The sequence below is a fragment of the Nonomuraea sp. NPDC048916 genome, from assembly GCF_040649575.1.
In the GTDB taxonomy this organism is placed as follows: Bacteria; Actinomycetota; Actinomycetes; order Streptosporangiales; family Streptosporangiaceae; genus Nonomuraea.
This window is the reverse complement of sequence record NZ_JBEZFS010000008.1, coordinates 167319-187387: the sequence shown is the minus strand read 5'-3', so window position 1 is coordinate 187387 and position 20069 is coordinate 167319. Positions and strand designations below refer to the sequence as shown.

At 72.3% G+C, this 20069-nt stretch carries 22 protein-coding genes; 8 read left to right on the top strand and 14 right to left on the bottom strand.

Annotated elements, in window-relative coordinates:
* Positions 1-71 precede the first annotated feature (71 nt).
* From AB0C16_RS10635 to AB0C16_RS10615, 5 genes are all read right to left on the bottom strand, one after another.
* A complete protein-coding gene (locus AB0C16_RS10635) occupies positions 72-1103 on the bottom strand; it encodes an ABC transporter ATP-binding protein (protein ID WP_357681144.1) in 1032 nt (343 codons plus the stop codon).
* Entirely contained in the window at positions 1100-1972 is an 873-nt protein-coding gene (gene modB / locus AB0C16_RS10630; protein ID WP_357681142.1) for a molybdate ABC transporter permease subunit, read from the bottom strand. Before modB ends, AB0C16_RS10635 begins: the two co-directional genes overlap by 4 nt.
* Positions 1973-1977: 5 nt before the next feature.
* Positions 1978-2781 carry a molybdate ABC transporter substrate-binding protein gene (modA, locus tag AB0C16_RS10625; protein WP_357681140.1) on the bottom strand — a complete coding sequence of 268 codons (804 nt, stop codon included), beginning with the start codon at positions 2779-2781 and terminating at the stop codon, positions 1978-1980.
* A gap of 10 nt (positions 2782-2791) precedes the next feature.
* A complete protein-coding gene (locus AB0C16_RS10620) occupies positions 2792-3202 on the bottom strand; it encodes a helix-turn-helix transcriptional regulator (RefSeq protein ID WP_357681138.1) in 411 nt (136 codons plus the stop codon).
* 101 nt (positions 3203-3303) lie between these two features.
* On the bottom strand, positions 3304-3729 hold the full coding sequence (locus AB0C16_RS10615; protein ID WP_357681136.1) for a MarR family transcriptional regulator: 426 nt from the start codon (positions 3727-3729) through the stop codon (positions 3304-3306).
* A 61-nt stretch (positions 3730-3790) separates the two neighbouring features.
* Here AB0C16_RS10615 and AB0C16_RS10610 point away from each other — a divergent pair, with 61 nt between their 5' ends.
* The gene (locus AB0C16_RS10610; protein WP_357681134.1) at positions 3791-4423 is read left to right on the top strand and encodes a maleylpyruvate isomerase family mycothiol-dependent enzyme; all 633 of its coding nucleotides are present in this window, start codon (positions 3791-3793) and stop codon (positions 4421-4423) included.
* Between the two features lie 60 nt (positions 4424-4483).
* Here the strand turns inward: AB0C16_RS10610 and AB0C16_RS10605 are convergent, their stop codons facing one another.
* A complete protein-coding gene (locus tag AB0C16_RS10605) occupies positions 4484-5074 on the bottom strand; it encodes a helix-turn-helix domain-containing protein (protein ID WP_357681132.1) in 591 nt (196 codons plus the stop codon).
* 80 nt (positions 5075-5154) lie between these two features.
* On the opposite strand from AB0C16_RS10605, the gene AB0C16_RS10600 reads away from it, so the two are divergent.
* On the top strand, positions 5155-6186 hold the full coding sequence (locus AB0C16_RS10600) for an NAD(P)/FAD-dependent oxidoreductase (RefSeq protein ID WP_357681130.1): 1032 nt from the start codon (positions 5155-5157) through the stop codon (positions 6184-6186).
* A gap of 107 nt (positions 6187-6293) precedes the next feature.
* On the opposite strand, the gene AB0C16_RS10595 is transcribed toward AB0C16_RS10600, so the two are convergent.
* Entirely contained in the window at positions 6294-7508 is a 1215-nt protein-coding gene (locus tag AB0C16_RS10595; RefSeq protein WP_357681127.1) for a M20/M25/M40 family metallo-hydrolase, read from the bottom strand.
* Positions 7509-7672: 164 nt separating this feature from the next.
* Between AB0C16_RS10595 and AB0C16_RS10590 the strand changes: the two genes are divergently transcribed.
* Positions 7673-8131, top strand: coding sequence for an Lrp/AsnC family transcriptional regulator (locus tag AB0C16_RS10590; protein WP_357681126.1), 459 nt, complete (start codon positions 7673-7675; stop codon positions 8129-8131).
* Positions 8132-8289: 158 nt separating this feature from the next.
* Here AB0C16_RS10590 and AB0C16_RS10585 read toward each other — a convergent pair whose 3' ends face one another.
* The 3 genes from AB0C16_RS10585 to AB0C16_RS10575 are packed head-to-tail and all read right to left on the bottom strand — an operon-like array spanning position 8290 to position 10167.
* On the bottom strand, positions 8290-8697 hold the full coding sequence (locus tag AB0C16_RS10585; RefSeq protein ID WP_357681124.1) for a VOC family protein: 408 nt from the start codon (positions 8695-8697) through the stop codon (positions 8290-8292).
* A 57-nt stretch (positions 8698-8754) separates the two neighbouring features.
* Positions 8755-9168 carry a VOC family protein gene (locus AB0C16_RS10580; RefSeq protein WP_357681122.1) on the bottom strand — a complete coding sequence of 138 codons (414 nt, stop codon included), beginning with the start codon at positions 9166-9168 and terminating at the stop codon, positions 8755-8757.
* 51 nt (positions 9169-9219) lie between these two features.
* A complete protein-coding gene (locus AB0C16_RS10575) occupies positions 9220-10167 on the bottom strand; it encodes a helix-turn-helix domain-containing protein (RefSeq protein ID WP_357681120.1) in 948 nt (315 codons plus the stop codon).
* Between the two features lie 71 nt (positions 10168-10238).
* Here AB0C16_RS10575 and AB0C16_RS10570 point away from each other — a divergent pair, with 71 nt between their 5' ends.
* Positions 10239-10556 (top strand): cupin domain-containing protein, encoded by a 318-nt coding sequence (locus AB0C16_RS10570; protein WP_357681119.1) that lies wholly within the window; start codon positions 10239-10241, stop codon positions 10554-10556.
* 209 nt (positions 10557-10765) lie between these two features.
* A complete protein-coding gene (locus AB0C16_RS10565) occupies positions 10766-11278 on the top strand; it encodes a universal stress protein (RefSeq protein WP_357681118.1) in 513 nt (170 codons plus the stop codon).
* Between the two features lie 79 nt (positions 11279-11357).
* On the opposite strand, the gene AB0C16_RS10560 is transcribed toward AB0C16_RS10565, so the two are convergent.
* Together AB0C16_RS10560 and AB0C16_RS10555 are read right to left on the bottom strand one after the other, a co-directional pair.
* Positions 11358-12566 carry an FUSC family protein gene (locus tag AB0C16_RS10560; protein WP_357681116.1) on the bottom strand — a complete coding sequence of 403 codons (1209 nt, stop codon included), beginning with the start codon at positions 12564-12566 and terminating at the stop codon, positions 11358-11360.
* 11 nt (positions 12567-12577) lie between these two features.
* On the bottom strand, positions 12578-13627 hold the full coding sequence (locus tag AB0C16_RS10555) for a glucose 1-dehydrogenase (protein WP_357681114.1): 1050 nt from the start codon (positions 13625-13627) through the stop codon (positions 12578-12580).
* Between the two features lie 239 nt (positions 13628-13866).
* On the opposite strand from AB0C16_RS10555, the gene AB0C16_RS10550 reads away from it, so the two are divergent.
* The 3 genes from AB0C16_RS10550 to hypF are packed head-to-tail and all read left to right on the top strand — an operon-like array spanning position 13867 to position 17677.
* A complete protein-coding gene (locus AB0C16_RS10550; protein WP_357681112.1) occupies positions 13867-14736 on the top strand; it encodes a HypC/HybG/HupF family hydrogenase formation chaperone in 870 nt (289 codons plus the stop codon).
* Entirely contained in the window at positions 14733-15362 is a 630-nt protein-coding gene (locus AB0C16_RS10545; protein WP_357681110.1) for an SIS domain-containing protein, read from the top strand. Before AB0C16_RS10550 ends, AB0C16_RS10545 begins: the two co-directional genes overlap by 4 nt.
* Positions 15359-17677: a carbamoyltransferase HypF gene (hypF, locus tag AB0C16_RS10540; protein WP_357681108.1), complete on the top strand. Its 2319-nt coding sequence runs from the start codon at positions 15359-15361 to the stop codon at positions 17675-17677. The genes AB0C16_RS10545 and hypF overlap by 4 nt, the downstream gene beginning before the upstream one ends.
* Positions 17678-17754: 77 nt before the next feature.
* On the opposite strand, the gene hypE is transcribed toward hypF, so the two are convergent.
* Positions 17755-18897, bottom strand: a complete 1143-nt coding sequence (gene hypE, locus AB0C16_RS10535) for a hydrogenase expression/formation protein HypE (protein ID WP_357681106.1) — start codon at positions 18895-18897, stop codon at positions 17755-17757.
* A complete protein-coding gene (gene hypD, locus AB0C16_RS10530) occupies positions 18894-20021 on the bottom strand; it encodes a hydrogenase formation protein HypD (RefSeq protein WP_357681104.1) in 1128 nt (375 codons plus the stop codon). Before hypD ends, hypE begins: the two co-directional genes overlap by 4 nt.
* Between the last annotated feature and the right edge of the window lie 48 nt (positions 20022-20069).

Genomic DNA, 20069 nt, shown 5'->3' with positions numbered 1-20069 from the left:
CCCGCTCGGAACGCCGAGCGGCGCCGTCACGCCGAACGCGTTGCGGGCGCCCCCGTACGAAGAGCGCTCGCTCATGCCGGGTACGCATGCGTCTCGGTGGCCTTGACCGACGCCCAGACCTGCTGGCCCGCGCCCAGATCCAGGTCGGCCACCGCGGCGGGAGTGATGTCGGCGAAGACGGGGATGGGGCCGTCGAGGTGGACGCGGACGTTGTCGCCGTGGCGTTCGATGCCGTCGATCGTGGCCTGCCACAGGTTGCGCGGGCTGCCGTCGGGTTTGACGCGGTAGAGGGCGACGGCGGCGGGCGGGAAGGCGACGAACGCGGGTCCGTCGAGGTGATCGGCGGTGCTGAACAGCAACTCGTCCACCTTGACCCGTGAGCCGTCGGCGAGGCCCCGATACAGGTTGAGCCCGACGAGCCGCGCGACGTAGTCGGTGCGCGGCCTGCGGGCCACCTCGGCGGGAGTGCCCTGCTGGACGATGGCGCCGTTCTCGATGACCACCAGACGGTCGGCCAGCACCATCGCGTCGAGCGGATCGTGGGTGACCAGAACGGTGGCGCCGTCGAAGTCGGCGAGATGGCGGCGCAGGTGGGAACGGATCTCCAGCCGGGTGTGGGCGTCGAGCGCGGCCAGCGGCTCATCCAGCAGCAGCAACCGTGGCCCCACCGCCAGCGCGCGGGCGAGCGCGACACGCTGGGCCTGGCCGCCGGACAGATGACGCGGCTTGGCTCCGGCGTGCTCGGTGAGGCCGACCCGTTCCAGGAGGGCGGCGGCGGCGCGGCGGGCCTCGGCTTTGGAGGCGCCGTGGCAGCGGGGACCGAACGCGACGTTGTCCAGGGCGGACAGGTGCGGGAACAGCAGGTAGTCCTGGAAGACCATGCCGATCGGGCGCTGCTCGGCGGCCATCGTGTGCAACGGGCGGCCGTCCACGACGATCTCGCCCTCCGACAGGGAGATGAGTCCGGCCAGGGCCCGCAGCGCCGTGGTCTTGCCCGCGCCGTTGGGACCGAGCAGCGCGACCACCTCACCGGGGGCGGCCCGCAGGGTGAGGTCGAGAGTGAAGGCGGACCGGACGACGACCAGCCGGGCGTGGAGGGTCATGGACTGTTCACCCACCGGTCGCGCAGGCCGGCCAGAATGATCACTGAGACCGCGAGCAGCACCAGGCTGAGCACGATCGCGGCCTCCGGCTCGGTCTCCAGCGCCAGATAGACCGCCAGCGGCATGGTACGGGTGGTGCCGGGGAAGTTGCCGGCGAAGGTGATGGTCGCGCCGAACTCACCCAGCGCCCTCGCCCAGCACAACACCGCCCCGGCCACCACGCCCGGCATGATGAGCGGCAGCGTGACCCGGCGGAACACCGTCCAGCGCGAGGCGCCCAGGGTCGCGGCGGCCTCCTCGAAGCGCTGGTCGGCGGCGCGCAGCGCGCCCTCGACACTGATCACCAGGAACGGCATCGCGACGAACGCCTCGGCGACGATGACCCCGGCCGTGGTGAACGGCAGCGTGATGCCGAAGGTGGAGTCCAGCCACTGCCCGACGAGCCCACGCCGGCCGAGCACCAGCAGCAGCGCGACCCCGCCGACCACGGGAGGCAGCACCAGGGGCACGGTCACCAGCGCGCGCACCAGACGCCGCCCCGGAAACGACACCCGGGCCAGCAGCCAGGCCAGCGGCACCCCGAGCAGCAGGCACACGGCGGTGGCGACGGTGGCGCACACCAGCGACAGCCGCAGCGCCTCCAGCACGTGAGGTTCGGTCAGCCGCCGCAGCAGCGTCGTCCACGGTGCCCGGATCAGCAGCCCCGTCAGCGGCAGCACCAGGAAGGCCAGCCCGAGCACGGCCGGGACCACCAGAAGCCACGGCGGGCGGCCGGAGATCCGGTCAGACGAGACGGGACGCCCACCGGCCCCGCCGGCCCCGCCCTGCGGAGCCGCCGGGCCGGCACGTTCCGGAGTCGAAGAGGTCATCCGGATCAGGGAGCCTCGAAGCCGGCCTTGGTCAGCACGTCCTTGCCCTGCCGCGACAGCACCAGATCGACGAACCGCTGGGCCAGGTCACCGGCGGGAGCCTTGGCCAGGGCGGCGATCGGGTAGTCGTTGATCGCCTGGTCCGCCTCCGGGAAGGAGATGCCCCGCACCTTGCCCGCCGAGGCGATCACGTCGGTCCTGTAGACCAGCGCCGCGTCCACCTCGCCCAGCTCGACCTTGGTCAGCGTCGCCTTCACGTCCTGCTCCAGCGTGACCGGGGTGACCTTCAGCCCGGCCGCGTCCAGCGCCTTGACCGCCGCCGCCCCGCACGGCACCTGCTCGGCGCACAACGCCACCTTCACCTCGCTGTCGGTCAGGTCCTTCAGCTCGTCCACCTTGGCCGGATTGTCCGCCGGAACGGCGATCTGCAGCTTGTTGCGGACGAACGTGGCCGGCGTGCCCGCCGGCGACGCGTCGGTCACGATCTTCATCGTGGCCGGGCTGGCCGCGGCGAACACATCCGCTGGCGCCCCCTGCGCGATCTGCTGGGCCAGCGTCGCGCTGGAACCGAAGTTGAACCTCACGGTCGTGCCCGGATGGGCGGCCTCGAAGATCTTACCCAGCTCGGTGAACGTCCCGGTCAGCGACGCCGCGGCGAACACCGTCACCTCCCCGGCCCCGCCACCGGCAGGAGCCGGCGTGGAGCCCGTGGACGTGGCCGGCGCGCCGGAGCCGCAGCCGGACAGCCCGGCGATCGAGAGCGCGACGGGCAGGGCGATCGCCCATCGGGGCAGACGCATGAACGCCAAGGGGGGCTCCTCACGAATGACTGGCCACGCGCTCGTGACCGGGGATCTCCACGACGACGTTGGTGGACTTGATCACGGCGACCGCCACCACCCCCGCCTCCAGGCCCAGCTCGTCAGCGGCCTGCCGGCTCATCAGCGACACCACCCGGTACGGGCCGGTGGCGATCTCCACCTGCGCCATCACCGCGTCCTTGATCACCTCGGTGACGATCCCGCGAAAGCGGTTGCGCGCCGAGGAGCGGCCGTCTCCGGTCACCTCGATCTGGGACCGGGCGAAGGCGGCCAGATCGGCGCCGCTCACCTGCCGGTGGCCGTGCTCATCCCGCTCGGCCGCCAGCCGGCCGGCGTCCACCCAGCGGCGGACGGTGTCGGAGCTGACCCCGAGCAGCGCCGCGGCCTCGCTGATCCGGAACGTCGTCACAAGCCCCACCATACCCTTCGCACATTCCAGCCCGAATACCCCATTACCCCTGCAGCAGCGGGGACATCTACCTGTCTGCCATGGCATCCACGAGACCGGCCTCAAAAGCCGGCGATCACACGGGTCAGGGTGGCGTGCAGACCGGCCAGGCCATCCTCGCCCAGCAGGGCCGCGAGGCGGCGCTCGACCTCGTCGATCGCGGCGTAACCGGCCCGCAGCGCCTCGTCGCCCCGCTCGGTGAACACGATGAGCTTGGCCCGGCGGTCGGCGGGATCCGGCACCCTGCGCAGGTAACCCAGCTCCTCGAGGTCGTCGACCAGCTCCCCCATCGCCTGCGGCGTCATCTGGGCCTTGTCGGCGAGCCTGCCGAGCCGGATGCCCTCGTGCTCCATGTGGAAGAACACCGCCGAGTGGGCCGGCCGCACCCGCTCGTCGAACGCCCTGCCCGCCTCGCTGACGACATCCTGCAGACGCAGGTAGGCCTCGTACAGCAAGGCGACGATGTGCGGCGGATGGGTCGCGGACAAAGGACTTCCCCATTTACTAAGGCAGCATTATATTAAGGCTACCTTACATGAGAGGCTCGTCATGAACCAGGAAGAGATCTGGGCGGCCATCCAGACCGAACGCAACGACCTGGCCGACCTGCTCGGCACACTGTCCCAAGACGACCGGGAACACCCCTCCCTGTGCGCGGGCTGGCGCGTCCGCGACGTGGCCGCCCACCTCGCCCTCGCCACCGACATCCCCACCACCCGGGCACTGGCCGAATTCGCCCGGGCCCGCTTCAGCTTCAACCGCATGATCCACGACACCGCCGTCCGGCACGCCGGACACCCCTACGCCGAGATCATCCAGCAGATCCGCCGCTCCGCCACCTCCCGCCGCCTCGCCCCCACCACCAAACCGCTCGACCCGCTGTTCGACGCGCTCGTGCACGGCCAGGACATCGCCGTACCCCTCGGCATCAAACGCCCCATGCCCCTCGAACCCGCCCGCGCCGCCGCCACCCACATCTGGGAACGCGGCTTCCCCTTCCACCCCCAGCGGCGGCTGCGCGGCCTGCGACTCGTCGCCACCGACATCGACTGGACCGCCGGCGAAGGAGACCCCGTACAAGGCCCCATCCAGGCCCTGCTCCTGCTGCTCAGCGGACGCCCCGCCGCGCTGCCCGACCTCAGCGGCACCGGCACGACCGCACTCACCTCCCGCCTCGCCTGACCCCCGGCCACGAAACCACCCGCCGAGCCGTTCGCCATCCCGCCCGCCAAAGGACCGACCTCACCCGCTCGAAGGCCGGGCCCGCACATGCATCCGCTCCCCCTGCGGGCCGAACAGAGCGAGGAACTCCACCGGCTCCGAACCCCCATTGACCATGGCATGCGGCACCCGGGTGTCGAACTCCGCCACCTCGCCCGCCGTGAGCACCAGATCATGCTCACCCAGCAACAACCGCAACCGGCCCGACAACACGTACAACCACTCATAACCCTCGTGAACCCGCAGCTCCGGATCCACACTCCCGCCCCGCCGAGCGGGAATCACCTGCTTGTACGCCCGCAACCCACCCAAATGACGAGCCAACGGCACGAACGTCACGCCGTGCCGGCGAAACGGCCGCAGATGCACACGAGGATCACCCGTCTCCGGCGCACCCACCAACTCGTCCAGCTGCACACCGTGCGCCTTCGCCAAAGGCAGCAGCAACTCCAGAGTCGGCTTCCGCCGGCCCGACTCCAGACGCGAAAGAGTGCTCACCGAGATCCCGGTGGCCTCACTCAACCGAGCCAACGTGACGCCACGCTCCCGGCGCAGAGACCGCAACCGCGGCCCCACAGCGCTCAGCACCTCCGCCACATCATCATCCGCCATCCTCCTATTTGCCATCCCAGCAAGAAACTTTGTCAAGCGCGCCGAGGTGGGCCCACCATCGAAACCGGAGGTAACACCACATGACCGCAGCGAAACAACAGCACTACGACGTCCTCGTCATCGGCGGCGGGGCCGCCGGACTCAGCGGCGCCCTGACCCTGGCCCGAGCCCGGCGCACGGTGCTCGTCATCGACGCCGGCCAGCCGCGCAACGCCCCGGCCACCCACGTCCACACCTACCTCGCCCGCGAAGGCACACCACCCGCCGAACTCCTCGCCACCGGCCGCGCCGAAGTCACCGGCTACGGCGGCGAGATCATCCACGACACCGCAGTCAGCGCCGAACGCCTCAACACCGGACAATTCCGCGTCACGCTCCACGACGGCACCGCGATCACAGCCCACCGGCTCCTCGTCACCACCGGTCTCACCGACGAGTTGCCCCCCGTGCCCGGCCTGACCGAACGATGGGGACGCGACGTGCTGCACTGCCCCTACTGCCACGGCTGGGAAGTACGCGACCAGGCCATCGGCATCCTCGCCACCGGGCCCCTCGCCGTCCACCAAGCCCTCCTCTGGAGGCAATGGACGTCCCAGGTGACCATGTTCCGGCACACCTCGCCCCAACCAGCCCACGAGGAGCGCGAGCAACTGGCCGCCCGCGACATCACCGTGCTCGACGGCGAGGTGACAGCGCTGGAAGTGACGGACGACCGGCTCACCGGCATCCGGCTGGCCGGCGACCGGGTGATCCCCTGCCAGGCCCTCGTGGTGGCCCCGCAATTCACCGCCCGCGCCGGCCTCCTCACCGGCCTCGGCCTCAAGGCGATCGACCACGAACTGAACGGACACGTCATCGGCAGCCACATCGCCGCCGACCCGTCGGGCGCCACCGACGTCCCCGGCGTGTGGGTCGCCGGCAACGTGACCAACCTGACCGAGCAGGTCATCGGCGCCGCCGCGGCCGGGGTCCGGGCCGCCGCGGCCATCAACGCCGACCTGATCGCCGAGCAGACCCGCCGCGCCGTCGCCGCCCGCCGCCCGCCGTTCTCCGCCGAGCTCGAACGCGAGAACTGCGAGCGCGTGGTGGGCGACCCTCGTCACGGACTGTGACCAGGGCCGGTTCCTGGACGCCCAGGCCCCAACTCGGAGTCCTGACTGTTGACGGGCGCCTGGAGTCGAGGACTCTCAGAGGATCTCGCGTACGCGGCCCGCCGGCGTCACGACACCATGTCGCTCGCGTAGAGGGCGTACACGGCGGCGCAACGGCGCATGGCGGCCTCGTCGATGTGCTCGCCGGGGCCGTGTGAGACGTCCAGGCGGCCCGCGCCGTAGCCGAAGGCGGGGATGCCGAGCTGGGCGTACCAGCGGATCTCCAGAATGCCCGCGCACATCTCGAACCGGGCCGGTGCGCCCTGAACCTCGCTGACGACGCGGGCGAGCGCCACGGCCGCGGGATGGTCCGCGTCGGTGCCGGCCGAGGGCTGCGACTGGGTCGTGCGGATCGACACGTCGGCCCCGATCTCGCGGGCGGCGTCCTCGATGAGGCCGGTCAGGCGCTTGAGCTCGCCCTCCAGATCCTCTTCGGGGTTGTAGCGGCCGTCGACGGTGAAGAAGGCCGAGCCGGGCACGACGTTGAAGTTGGAGCCGCCGCCGGACAGGCCGCCGACGACGAGCATGCTGCCGGGGGCGTCGTCGGCGTTCATCGGGAAGCCGGTGTGACGTCCGGCCATTTCGGCGGCGTACCGCTCGACGGGGCGGGCGATGTGCAGCATGTGCTGGAAGGCGTTCACGCCGAGGTTCGCCTGTCCGACGTGAGCCTCGCGGCCCCGGACGTCGACACGGACGGAGAGGGCGCCGCGGGCGGCGTTCCAGATGCCGCCGCCGCTGGGCTCCGCGGTGACCATGGCCAGCGCGACCGGCTCGATCAGCCCCGCGGCGCGCAGGTGCCCGGCGCCCACGACGCTGCCGGTCTCCTCGTCGCACACCAGGTGCACGACGATCCGCCCGCCGCCGAGCAGCCCCAACTCCTTGGCAGCCGCGGCGCCGTAGAGCATGCTGACGATGCCGCCCTTCATGTCCGCCGTGCCGCGCCCGAAGATCTTCCCATCGCGGCGCACGGCGGTGAACTGCCCGCGGTGCTGGGCGGGCACCACGTCGAAGTGGCCGTGGAAGTAGACGAGCCTGTCACCGTCGCCGGCGGTGCCGCGGACGACGCACGGCTCCTCGAGCTCGCCGGACGGGTCGGCGATGTCGACGATCTCCGGAGACAGGCCGAGACGGTCCATCGCGTCGCGCAGGACCCGCGCGCAGCGGCCCAATGCGCGCCCGGGCGGGTTCTCGGAGTCGACGGCCACGAGACGTTCGACAAGCAGCGCCATCTCTTCGGCCCGCTCGTCGAGCCAGGCCTCGACCCGCGCGGCACGGTGCGACATGAGCTTCACCTTTCGTCGGACGGTGTCACGATCTCTGGCACGCCGCCCGGCATCGGCCCGGCAGGAGCGGGGAACCGCACGGTCAGGCAGCGGGGACCATGGGGAGTAATTCTAGGTCGAAATCGACCTCATATGGTTTCCGGTTCTGGCTCTAGAATCGCGATGTGAGCAATGAATATGCACTTGATGCCCTTGACAGGGAAATTTTGTTTCACCTCCAACAGGACGGCCGGTTGACCAACGTCGAGCTCGCCAGACGCGTGGGGCTCACCCCGCCTCCGTGCCTGCGCCGGGTGAAGCGCCTGGAGGAGGCGGGTGTCATCACCGGCTACCGGGCGACCGTCAACCACGAGGTCCTCGGCGGCGGGCTGGAGGTCATCGTCTCCATCGAGGTCGGCGTGAGCGACCTGAAGACCTTGGCGGAGCTCGAGAAGACCATCGCCGCCTACGACGAGGTCATCGAGTTCCGCCGCCTGTTCGCCACCCCCGACTACCACCTGCGGGTCCTCGTCGCCGACTACGCCGCGTACGAGGCGTTCCAGACCGGAAAGATCATCGGTATTCCCGGGGTGGCCCGGGTGATCTCTCAGCCGACCATGAAGAAGATCAAGGTTCTCGACTGATCCCGGGCCGACCGCCCTCCGGGGAGTCTCACCGCCGCGTCCCGCCCGGCTCAACCGCGTGGCACGTACATGATCACGGCGACGTCCCGCCCGCCTTTACAATGTAGATTTCTGCTCGGCCGGCCACGACTCCCACCGGGCGGCGTCCGCGACGTGCGCTATCGGCCCAGGATCTGCAGATAGTGCGGGTTGTACATGATGCCCAGCACGTTGCCGAACGGGTCGGTCACCGCGGCGGTGACGAAACCCGCCCCGCGCTCGGTGAGCGGAATGTACGGCGTGGCTCCCATGGACAGCAGCCGGTCCAGCGCGGCCCGCACGTCGTCGACGTGCCAGTGGATGACCGCGCCCCCGGGATCGGCGGGCGCGGCCGGCGGGGCGTAACGCCGGTCGATGAGGCCGAATTCGGCCTGGTAGTCACCGATCCTGAACTCGTAGTAGGCGGCGGGCTGCCCGTCGCCCGGGCGTTCGAAGTACGGCTCGACACCCAGCAGGTCGGCGTACCACTTCCTGGCCGCCTCCAGATCGTCGGCCCAGAAGTTGACGGTGGCCGGTCCTCGCAACATGTGGTGCTCCCTTCCTCTCCCCCGAACCTTAGGAGCAATTGAGGAACGTGCGGTTCCTCAATGCCCGGCGACGGGCAACCGGCCGCGCTTGGAGGTCTCGCTCAGCCGCCGGCGCAGCAGGCAGAACTCGTTGCCCTCCGGGTCGGCCAGCACGTGCCAGGTCTCCTCGCCCGTCTGCCCGACGTCGGCGGGGCGGGCGCCGGCGGCGAGCAGGCGGGCGAGCTCGGCCTCCTGATCGCGGTCGGTCGGGTTGACGTCGATGTGCAGGGGGAGCTTGCCCATCCTGGGATCGTCGGTGGGGTTGAAGCAGATCGTCGGCTGGAGGCCGCCGAACCCCTCCTTCTCCGGACCGATCTCGACGCTGCCGTTGAGCCGGTCGAGGACGACGAAGCCCAGCACCTCGCACCAGAACGCGGCGAGGCGCTCCGGGTCGCGACTGTCGATCACGAGTTCACTGATTCTGCATGCCATGCGATCGTTCGTACCCCTTCGGGGCGAAAACCGGCAAGCGGGCCGGGGGGCTCAGCGGCCGAACGTGCGCCGGTACGCCACGGGTGTGGTGCGCAGGGCACGGCGGAACCTGCGCCGGAGGTTGGCCGCCGAGGACAGACCGACCCTGGCGGCGACGGTCTCGACCGGCAGGTCGGTCTCCTCCAGCAGGGCCTGAGCCGCCGCGACGCGCCGGTCGAGCAGCCACTGCCCCGGGCTGACGCCGAGCTGCCCGGCGAACCTGCGGGCCAGGGTGCGCGGGGAGACCCCGGCCCGGGCCGCGAGGTGGTCGACGGTGAGGGGTTCGTGCAGTCGTTCGGCGGCCCAGTCGAGCACCGGCGCCAGCGAGTCGGGCGGGCGGACGGGCACGGGCGCCGCGGCGTACTGCAGCTGGCCGCCCTCCCGGTGGGGCGGCATCACCATGTGCCGGGCGACCTGTGCGGCGTAGGCGGCGCCGTGGTCGGCGCGGACCAGGTGCAGGCACAGGTCGATGCCCGCGGCCGTGCCGGCGCTGGTGGCCACGTCGCCCAGGTCGACGTAGAGGGTGTCGGCGTCGACGTCGACGAGCGGGAAGCGGTCTCTCAGCTCGGCGGCCATCCGCCAGTGCGTGGTGGCCCTGCGGTGGTCGAGCAGCCCCGCCTGGGCCAGCAGGAAGGCGCCGGAGCAGATCGCGACCAGGCGCGCGCCCCGGCCGTGGACCCGGCGCACCGCGTCGAGGACGGCCGGCGGCGCGGGCACCCGTGGCGACTGCCAGCCCGGGATCACGACGGTGTCCGCGTGGTCCAGCGCCGCCAGGCCCTCGGTCACCGCCATGTCGTAGCCGGCCAGGGTCGGCACCGCGCCCGGACGTTCGGCGCAGACCCGGAAGTCGTAGTGCGCGGGCAGCCCGGGACGGCGCACCCCGAAGACCTCGGCGGCGCACGCCAGCTCGAACGTGGACTGCGGCGGCAGCGCCAGCGCGACGACCCGGTGAACTCCCATGGCAGGAAAGTACCTGAGGATGTCAATCCAGTCACTGTGCCGGCGAGGCCGTCCCGGCCACGATGGGAGCCATGGAACACGACGACATGCAGGTCCTGAACGTCGACGAGGTCGAAGCCGTGGAGGTCGTGCCCGGAATCGTCCGGCGCCGGCTCCCCGCCACCACGTGGGCCCGTGGCTGGATGTACGACTTCGCGCCGGGGACCGAATGGCCGGAGGTGGACGTGCACGACGGGGAGGAGCGCTATTACGTCGTCTCGGGAGAGTTCATCGACAGGGGGCACGTGCTCGGGCCGGGCGGCTACGTGGTGTTCGCGCCGGGCAGCGCCCACCGCCCGCGCACGGAGACGGGCGCGCGCATGATCGGCATCAGCATCCCCACGCGCTGAGAGTGGCCGCCGGCCCTGGTGAACACCGACGTGATCACTGTCGAGACCCGCTTCAGCGGATGGGGAAGCCGGATCCGGATCACCCCGCCTCCCGCGGGCACGGTGGCGAGCCGAACGGTCTTTGGACCCGGGGCAACAGGGACCAACGCCTCTGCCAGACAGGTCAGGTGTCACGCACGCTGAGGACACGGGCCGCGGAGGAGGACAGGATGAACGACGCCACGGGCACCCCCCGCATCGTGGTCGGGATGAACGACTCACAGGGCGCGCGCTGGGCCCTGGCCTGGGCCATCGGCGAGGCCCGGCTGCGCCGCATGCCGCTGTTCGTCGTCCACGCCCTCGACATCGCCGCCCGCACCGGGCGGCGCGCGGGTTCGCGGGGCCCCTCGACCATGGCCGAGGCGGGCGCGCTGCTGGCCGCGATCGTCGACGAGGTCGCCGACGGCCCGCCCGAGGGGATCGAGACGCGCGCGGGCGTCAGCCTCGGAGCGCCGGGGCCCGTCCTGGTGCGGACGGCCCGGGAGAACGATCTCCTGGTGATCGGCAGGGGATCCCGCGCTTTTCACACCTCCGGGGTCGCCAGGCACTGCCAGCGGCACGCCCGGGCCACGGTCGTGTCGGTCGCCCGGCCGTGCACCGCGGACCTCGCCGGCCCCGGCGCCGGGCAGGGTCACCGCTTCTGGGACGTGCTGCTCGGCTGGTCCAGGTCGGCCCTCGGCTGAGCTGCCCCGGCCGACGGCCTGACGCCCGGCGCCGCCACTGCGGGGATCGGCCCCAGGGTGGCACCCGGGACCGCGGCTCCTAGGAGGGATGATCCCGGTCCTGGAGCCGGTTCCGGTGCTGGCGCCAGCGGCGCAGGAGCGCGGAGACGACGGGCAGCCGGGGCGGGGCCGGAGGCTTGGCGACCCTGAACCTGATCCCCTGGTTCACGGCGGCCGACGCCTCCTCGGGCTTCACCCCGGCGAACACGAGCACGTCGATGGCGGTCATGTGCAGGGCCGCGACGGCGTCGCGCCCGGTGGCCTCGGCTTGCATGCCCTCCACGTCGAGCTCGGAGATCGCCTCGAGGACCTGGTTGGCGGCCCGCTGCCGGTCCGCGCGCACGCCGAGCCCGGTGGACAGGTCGCGCAGGATGCCGGCGAGCCGGGCCACGCTCGGCGCCAGGGCGAGGCGCTCGTCCTGGTCGGCGGCCAGCGCGGTGCGCATGAGCATGAAGCAGCTGCCGCCGAGCAGGTCGAGGTAGCCGGCGTTCTCTCTCTCCTGCACCGACGGCGCGGCCCGGGCCCGCCAGGTCACGGTGTACTGCGTCACCATCGTGCTGACGTGCCTCACCCGGCCGACCTCGGAGAGCTGGTCGATCAGGTCGCGCAGCTTGTTCATCGCCTTGTCGGCGAACTGCCCGGTGTCGCCGCTCAGCGCGCGGGAGGTGAGTTCGAGGCCGTCGGCCATCTGCTCCAGTGCCACGGCCTCCGCCCGCCGCAGCAGGGCGACGGGCTCGGGGGCGAACAGCAGCTGGCTGAAGACGAGCGCGACCCCGGCGCCGATCAGCGCGTCGATGATCCGGTTCGATCCGGCCATGCCCCTGGCCGAGGCGATGGTCAGGATCGCGCCGGCGGCGCTCTGGCCGACCACCAGCCGGGTCCCGCCGAGGGCGCGGGCCGCGAACGTGGCGATGAAGACGGCCACGGCCAGGCTCGCGTACCCGCCGCCCATGCGTGAGATCGTGAACTCGCCGGCCAGGATGCCGAGCACCACCCCCGCGAGCAGCCGCAAGGACTGCAGTCCGCGCTCCCCGGGCGCGGCGTTGAGCGCGACCACGGCGGCGATCGGCGCGAAGAACGGATTCTGGTGATCGCCGATCTGGGTCGCGATCACCCACGCGAGGGTGGCGGCGGCGGTCTGCTGCAGCAACGACCACCCGTGGGTCACCACGCGGCGCCAGGCTCCGGTCGCGGCCTCCAGGAGCCGCCGCCGCAGCTCGGCGGGCGGCGGGATCCGCGGGCGTCCCATCCGCGAGGCGGTCAGGCCTGGAGGTCGACGACGACCTTGACGTCTTCGGGACGCTTGTGCAGCCCGTCGACGAACCCGCTCATCGGGACCCGCCTGGTGATCAGCCGCTTCAGCCAGCCGAGGTCGGCCTTGGCCAGCGCGTCGGCGGCCTGCCCGAAGTTGCGGGGAGAGGCGTTGACCGACCCGAACAGCACGGTGTTCTTCAGCACCATCCGCTTGTTGATCTCGTCGAGCCCGGCCTTCTCCCGGCGGGTCGAGGGTGAGATGCCGAGCAGGCAGATCACCGAGTCGGGCGCCACCAGCTCGGCCAGCTCGAAGACGAGCGGGCCGTGGCCGGTGGTCTCGATCACCACATCGGGGATGACGCCCATGTCACGGGCCTCCCCGAGGTGGAAGGCGGCGCCCAGATCCGTGACCAGCCGTCTCTTGGGCCCGTGGTCGCCGATGTCGAGGACGTGCACCTCCAGGCCGCGCTGGACGCCCAGCAGCGCGGCGAGCAGCCCGATCGGGCCGGCGCCGGTCACCAGGGCGATCCTGGGCCGCCAGGTGGCGCGGCCGAAGATGCGCTCGGTCTGCTCCCATGCTTTGGCCAGCACCGACGCGGGCTCCAGCAGCACTCCGCAGTCGCCGAGCGCGGGATCCAGTTTGATCGCGTACTGGGTGTCGACCACCCAGCGCTGCGAGCCGTAGCCGTCGAGCTCCTTGATGCCGCGCTCGGTGTAGAGGCCGTTGCGGCAGAAGTCCGGCTCGCCGTGCCCGCACGGTTCGCACGGGACCGGGTCGGGGCGCCGCACCATGCCCGCGACCAGGTCGCCCGGGACGAACGGGGTGCCCGGCGGCGCCTGGAGCACGGTGCCCAGCGACTCGTGGCCGATCACCAGCCGGTCCCGGCCCGGCGGCGGCCAGCCGTAGTCGTGGCTTTCGACGATGTCGGTGTCGGTGCCGCAGATGCCCAGGAGCCTGCCCTCCACCAGCAGATCGTCGGGGCCCGGTCGTGGCTCGTCGAGGTCGCCGACCCGTACCTGGTCGGGCCGGCCCGGTATCACCGTGATCGCCTTCATCTTCGCCGTCTTCCTGTCTCGGACCGCCCGCTTGTCCCTTGGGCCGATCTGTCCAGCGCCACCTACCCGTCGAGGTTTCTTCGATACGTAGTGTGATGATTCCTTGCGAAATCTTCGCTTTTCTCCTCCGCTGACCCTTGGGGCAACCTTGGCAGGACACGGCCGGGAGAATCCTGGGCAAAGTTCCGTCGCCGATGGACCCTGTGATCGACAGGATCGGCTGACGGACGGGAATGGCGATGGGACAACAGGCACGGACCGCCCCGCTCGACGAGGCCGCCGCGCGCCGCGCGGGACCCGGCAGGGCGCTCGCGGCGGACGCCGAGCGGATCGTCATGTGCGCTCTCGACATGGCCGAGCGCTTCCACCGCGAAGGCCGGCTGCTCACCTTCGGCAACGGCGCCTCGGCGGCCGACGCCGGGCACCTGGCCGTGGAGTTCACGCACCCGGTGATCGTGGGCAAGCGTGCGCTGCCGGCGATCTCGCTGGCCAACGACGCCGCGACGGTGACCGGCATCGCCGCCGCCGGCGGCTACGACTCCGTCTTCGCCACCCAGCTGCGGCTGCTGGGGCGGCCCGAGGACATCGCGGTCGGCTTCCTCACCGGCGACGAGGGCGACGGCGAGGGCGAGGGCGACGGCAGCGTGCGCGCCGCGCTCGCGGCGGCCCACGAGCTGGGCATGCTGACGGTCGCGCTGACCGCGACCGGCGGTCCGGCCGCCACGGAGGGGACGGACCCCGGCGAAACCGGCGTGAGCGGCCTGGAGATCCACCATGTGCTGCCGGCGCGGTCCGGCGATCCCCGGATCGCGCGGGAGATCCACGTCACGATCTACCACGTGCTGTGGGAGCTGGTCCACGTGTTCTACGAGGATCCCGTGTTCTCCCTGACCCCGGCGGCCTGCCACGACGACGACACCTGCGTGACGTGCGCCGACACGGCGGTGCCGGTGCGGGTCACCGAGGTGCGTGAAGGAGGGCTGGCGATGGTCGACACGGGCGCCGGAACCGAGGAGATCAGTGTGGCGCTGGTGGAGGCGCGGGTCGGCGACCTGGTCCTGGTGCACGCCAAGGAGGCCATCGCGGTGATCGGCGGTGACGGCGCATGACCGGGACCCTCTACCCGTTCCTGGGCACCGGCCAGGTCACCGTCGAGGACGTGACCCGCTCCACCGTGGAGAAGGCCGGGGAGAGCCTGGCACTGCGCCTCCAGGTGCTCGAACGGCTCGGCCCGGCGCTGGCCGCCTGCGCCGCCGCGCTCGCCGAAGCCCTCCGGTCCGGGGGAAGGTTGTTCAGCTTCGGCAACGGCGGCAGCAGCACCGACGCGCAGTCGGTGGCCCAGCTGTTCCTGACGCCCGGAAAGGACGGCCGGAGCCTGCCGGCGATGTCGCTGACCGGTGACGCCGCGCTGCTGACCGCGCTCGGCAACGACGTCGACTTCGACGTGATCTTCGCCCGCCAGCTCGCCGCCCTCGGTCATCCCGGCGACGTCGCCGTGGCCCTGTCGACCAGCGGCGGCTCGGCGAACGTGCTGCGCGGCCTGGAGGAGGCGCGGCGCCGGGGCATGGTGACCGTCGGCTTCGCCGGATCGGGGGGCGGACGGATGGCCGCCGAGGGACTCGCCGACCACCTGTTCGTCATCCCCTCGTCGTCGGTGCACCGCATCCAGGAGGCCCAGACCACCGCCTGCCACGTGCTGTGGGAGCTGGTGCAGCGCTCAGCGGCCGAGGCGTGACCGGCCGGGTCCGCTCGCGCATCCAGGTCGAGGGCATCGTCCAGGGGGTCGGCTTCCGGCCGTTCGTGCACGCGCTCGCCTCCCGGTACGGCCTGGCGGGGCTGGTCGGCAACGACGCCACCGGGGTGTTCATCGAGGCGGAGGGCCCGCCGGCCGCGGTGACCGCGCTGGTCGAGGCGGTGCGCGACCGGGCGCCCGCGCTGGCCGTGGTTGAACGGGTCAGCGTGACCGAGGTGCCGCCGACCGGGGCCCGCGGGTTCGAGATCGCGCCCAGCGTGGCCGGCGGGCCCCGGCAGGCGCTCGTCCCCCCGGACGTGGCCACCTGCGACGACTGCCTGGCCGAGCTGTTCGACCCGGCCGACCGCCGCCACCGGTACCCGTTCGTCAACTGCACGAACTGCGGCCCCCGGTTCACGATCATCACGGGGGTGCCGTACGACAGGGGCGCGACCACCATGGCCGGCTTCACCATGTGCCCGCCGTGCGCGGCGGAGTACCGGGACCCGGGCGACCGGCGTTTCCACGCCCAGCCGGTGTGCTGCCCCGCCTGCGGCCCGGCCCTCGTGCTGCGCACGTCGGACGGGGCGGAGGTGCCCGGTGATCCCGTCAGGGCGGCGGCGGCCTGGCTCGCGGGCGGCGCCGTCGTGGCCGTCAAGGGACTCGGCGGCTACCACCTGGCCGTCGACGCCGCCGACGAGACGGCCGTCGCGACCCTGCGGGCCCGCAAGCGGCGGGAGGGCAAGGCGTTCGCGGTGATGGCCGCGGATCTGGCCGCCGTGCGCGGGCTGTGCGAGGTGGACGACGCCTCGGCGGGGCTGCTCACCGGTCCGCGCAGGCCCATCGTGCTGCTGCCCCGCCGCGCGGACGCGCCGGTCGCGCCCTCGGTGGTGCCCGACGGCCCCGAGCTGGGCGTGCTCCTGCCGTACACGCCGCTGCACCACCTGCTCGCCCGCGAACTCGCCCGGCCGTACGTGCTGACCAGCGGCAACGTGTCCGACGAGCCGATCGCGCACCGCGACGAGGACGCGCGGCGGCGGCTGGGCGGGATCGCCGACGCCTTCCTCTGCCACGACCGGGCGATCTACACGCCCGCCGACGACTCGGTGGTCCGGGCCTTCCGGGGTGCCGTGCTGCCGATCCGCCGGGCCCGTGGATACGCCCCCGAACCGCTCGCGCTGCCCCGCGCCGCCTCCCGTCCGGTGCTGGCCTGCGGCGCCGAGCTCAAGAGCACGTTCTGCCTGGTCAGGGGGCGGCACGCGTTCGTGTCGCAGCATCTCGGCGACCTGGAGAGCTACGAGACGCTGCGCGCGTACACCACCGGGATCGAACGCCTCCGGCGGCTCCTCGGCGTCGAGCCGGAGGTCGTCGCCCACGACACGCACCCCGCGTACCTGTCGACGACGTACGCGCTCGGCCTCGAGGGGGTCGAGTTCGTCGCGGTCCAGCACCACCACGCGCACATCGCCTCCTGCCTGGCCGACAACGGCGAGGCGGGGCCGGTCATCGGCGTCGCGTTCGACGGCACGGGGTACGGCGCCGACGGCACGATCTGGGGTGGCGAGCTGCTGGTCGCCTCCCTCACCGGTTTCCGCCGGGCCGGCCACCTGGAGCCGGTGCCGATGCCCGGCGGCGTCACGGCGATCCGCCAGCCGTGGCGGATGGCCGCGTCCTTCCTGCACGCGGCGTCGGAGCCGGCGGCCGGTCTCGGCGTGGCCCGCCGCAACGCGGCCCGCTGGCCGGCGGTCTCCGCGCTCGCCGCCCGCGGCGGTCGCGACGTGCCCGTCACCTCGAGCGCCGGCCGCCTGTTCGACGCGGTGTCGGCGCTGCTCGGGCTCCACGACACGGTGACGTACGAGGGACAGGCCGCCGCGGCGTTGGAACACCGCGTGGACCCTGCCGTCCGGGACGGTTATCCGGTGACCGTGACCCCTTCGGCGGATGATGGTCACCCGGCGGCCGTTGCCTCGCCCGTGGACGTCGAGGACGGTCGTCCGGCCGTGGTGATCAGGAGCACCGACCTGGTCCGGGCGGTCGCCGGAGACCTGCGCCGGGGCACGCCGTCCGGGGTGATCGCGGCGAGGTTCCACCACGGGCTCGCCGCGGCGGTGGTGAAGGCGGTCCTGCTGGTCGCCGAGTCCACCGGACTCGGCACCGTGGCCCTGTCGGGAGGCGTGTTCGCCAACCTGGTCCTGCTCGGCGGCGTGAGCGACGGGCTGCGCGGCCACGGCCTCCGCGTGCTGACCCACCGCGCGGTGCCCTGCAACGACGGCGGCATCAGCCTCGGCCAGGCGGCGGTGGCCGCCGCCCGCGGCTGACATCGGTCGACGACCCGCGTCTCCTGAAAGGCGGGAACCGGCGGCGCGCGCCGGGCGTCTCGGACGGCGGGTGGTGGTCAGCAGATGCGCGGGAGCGGGTCGCCGACGAGGAGGTCGACGATGCGGGTGCCGCCGAAGGCGGTGCGGAGCAGGACGAGTCCGGGCGGATCGTCCTTCACGGCGCCGATGACGGCGGCGCCCGCGCCGAGCGGATGCCGGCGCAGCGCCTCGACCGCGCGGCCGGCGTACGCGCCGTCGACGACCGCGACGAAGCGGCCCTCGCAGGCGACGTAGAGCGGGTCGATGCCGAGCAGCTCGCACACGCCCGTCACCTCGGGCCGCACGGGCAGCGTCTCCTCGTCGACGACCACGGCCACGTCGGAGGCGGTGGCCACCTCGTTGAGGATGGTGGCGACCCCGCCCCGGGTGGCGTCGCGCAGGGTCCGGACCTGCCCGGGCAGGCTGTCCAGCAGGCCGGACACGAGCTCGTGCAGGGGCGCGGTGTCGGAGTGGAGCGTGGCCTCGATGCCGTAGTCGCCGCGGGCCAGCATGATCGCGGCGCCGTGCTCGCCGATGGGCCCGGAGACGATGACCGCGTCGCCGGGCCGCGCGCCGGAGGCCGACAGGCTGACGGGCCGCTCGATCAGGCCGACGCCGGTGGTGGTGACGTAGCAGCCGTCGGCCTTGCCGCGCTCGACGACCTTGGTGTCGCCGGTGACGATCGACACGCCCGCGGCGCGGGCCGCGGCGGCCATCGAGGCGGCGATCCGGCGCAGGTCGGCGACGGGGAAGCCTTCCTCCAGGATGAATCCGGCGGCCAGGTACTCGGGGCGGGCCCCGCACATGGCGAGGTCGTTGACGGTGCCGTTGACGGCCAGGTCGCCGATGTCGCCGCCGGGGAAGAACAGCGGCGAGACCACGAAGGAGTCGGTGGTGAAGGCCGCCCGCGCGCCGTCGAGCCGCAGGGTCGCCCCGTCCTCCAGGGGCGCGAGCAGCGGGTTGCCGAACTCCTCCAGGAAGACCGCCTCGATCAGCGTGTGGGTCGCCTTGCCGCCCGCGCCGTGGGCGAGCGTGATGCGCTCCTCCCTGACGACCGCCTTGCGCCGCCTGGCGCGGGCGATGCGGTCGAGGACCTGCTGCTCGCGGCTCTTGTGGGGCGCGCCGGGGACGGCGTGCCCGAGGTCCGGCGGCGTCTCGCGCACCGGCCGTTCGGTGGTCACGCGCGGGTCGCCTCTCTCACGCGGTCGCGGCTGAAGCGGCCGAAGTTGTAGTAGGCCGCGCAGGCGCCCTCGGAGGACACCATGCAGGTGCCGATCGGCGTCTCGGGGGTGCAGGCGGTGCCGAACACCTTGCACTCCCACGGCCTGAGCACGCCTTTGAGGACCTCGCCGCACTGGCACGCCTTGGGGTCGGCGACGCGTACGCCGGGCAGCTCGAAGATCCGTTCGGCGTCGAAGGCGGCGTACTCGTCGGCCAGCATGAGCGCGGACTGGGAGATGAAGCCGAGGCCGCGCCACTCGAAGTGCGGCCGGAGCCGCATCACCCTGGCGATGGCCTCCATCGCGGTGCGGTTGCCCTTCCACGGCACCACCCGGGCGTACTGGTTGGCCACCTCGGCCCGTCCTGAGGCGAGTTGGCCGAGGAGCATGTGGACCGACTGGAGAATGTCCAGCGGTTCGAACCCGGCGACCACGAGCGGCTTGCCGTAGTCGCGGGCGATGAACTCGTACGGCTCGCAGCCGATCACGGCCGACACGTGGCCGGGGCCGATGAAGCCGTCGAGCCGGAGGTCGGGCGAGTCAAGAATGGCCTTGATAGCCGGAATTATCATGACGTGGTTGCAGAAGACGGAGAAGTTGCAGACGCCTTCCGCGGCGGCCCGCAGCACGGTCATCGCGGTGGACGGCGCGGTGGTCTCGAACCCGATGGCCATGAAGACCACGCGCCGGTCGGGATTCGCCTGGGCGATCCTGAGCGCGTCGAGCGGTGAATAGACCATCCGGATGTCGGCCCCGGCCGCCTTGGCGTCGAGGAACGAGCCCCGGCCGCCCGGCACGCGCGTCATGTCGCCGAACGACGTCATGATCACATCCGGCTGGGCCGCGATGTGGATCGCGTCGTCCACCCTGCCCATCGGGATCACGCACACGGGGCAGCCGGGGCCGTGCACGAGCACCACGTTCTCCGGGAGGTGGTCCTCCAGGCCGTGCTTGTAGATCGTGTGGGTGTGCCCCCCGCACACCTCCATGAACGTGTAGCGCCGTCCCGGCTCGCACCGGGACGCGATCTCCGCCGCCAGCACCCGGGCCTTCCCGGCATCGCGGTATTCATCGACGAACCGCACGCGTCCCCCTCATCGTCCAGCCTGACCGCGGCCGCTCATCGTGACGCC

Excerpts from the sequence above, each read along its gene's own strand:
- AB0C16_RS10610 (WP_357681134.1), top strand. The coding sequence starts at position 3,791 with ATGAACCAGGAAGAGATCTGGGCGGCCATCCAGACCGAACGCAACGAC.
- AB0C16_RS10560 (WP_357681116.1), bottom strand. The coding sequence starts at position 12,566 with ATGGGACGCCCGCGGATCCCGCCGCCCGCCGAGCTGCGGCGGCGGCTC.
- AB0C16_RS10595 (WP_357681127.1), bottom strand. The coding sequence starts at position 7,508 with ATGTCGCACCGTGCCGCGCGGGTCGAGGCCTGGCTCGACGAGCGGGCC.
- AB0C16_RS10605 (WP_357681132.1), bottom strand. The coding sequence starts at position 5,074 with ATGGCGGATGATGATGTGGCGGAGGTGCTGAGCGCTGTGGGGCCGCGG.
- AB0C16_RS10575 (WP_357681120.1), bottom strand. The coding sequence starts at position 10,167 with ATGGGAGTTCACCGGGTCGTCGCGCTGGCGCTGCCGCCGCAGTCCACG.
- AB0C16_RS10635 (WP_357681144.1), bottom strand. The coding sequence starts at position 1,103 with ATGACCCTCCACGCCCGGCTGGTCGTCGTCCGGTCCGCCTTCACTCTC.
- AB0C16_RS10550 (WP_357681112.1), top strand. The coding sequence starts at position 13,867 with ATGGGACAACAGGCACGGACCGCCCCGCTCGACGAGGCCGCCGCGCGC.
- AB0C16_RS10545 (WP_357681110.1), top strand. The coding sequence starts at position 14,733 with ATGACCGGGACCCTCTACCCGTTCCTGGGCACCGGCCAGGTCACCGTC.
- AB0C16_RS10565 (WP_357681118.1), top strand. The coding sequence starts at position 10,766 with ATGAACGACGCCACGGGCACCCCCCGCATCGTGGTCGGGATGAACGAC.
- modB (WP_357681142.1), bottom strand. The coding sequence starts at position 1,972 with ATGACCTCTTCGACTCCGGAACGTGCCGGCCCGGCGGCTCCGCAGGGC.
- AB0C16_RS10570 (WP_357681119.1), top strand. The coding sequence starts at position 10,239 with ATGGAACACGACGACATGCAGGTCCTGAACGTCGACGAGGTCGAAGCC.
- AB0C16_RS10580 (WP_357681122.1), bottom strand. The coding sequence starts at position 9,168 with ATGGCATGCAGAATCAGTGAACTCGTGATCGACAGTCGCGACCCGGAG.
- AB0C16_RS10600 (WP_357681130.1), top strand. The coding sequence starts at position 5,155 with ATGACCGCAGCGAAACAACAGCACTACGACGTCCTCGTCATCGGCGGC.
- AB0C16_RS10585 (WP_357681124.1), bottom strand. The coding sequence starts at position 8,697 with ATGTTGCGAGGACCGGCCACCGTCAACTTCTGGGCCGACGATCTGGAG.
- AB0C16_RS10555 (WP_357681114.1), bottom strand. The coding sequence starts at position 13,627 with ATGAAGGCGATCACGGTGATACCGGGCCGGCCCGACCAGGTACGGGTC.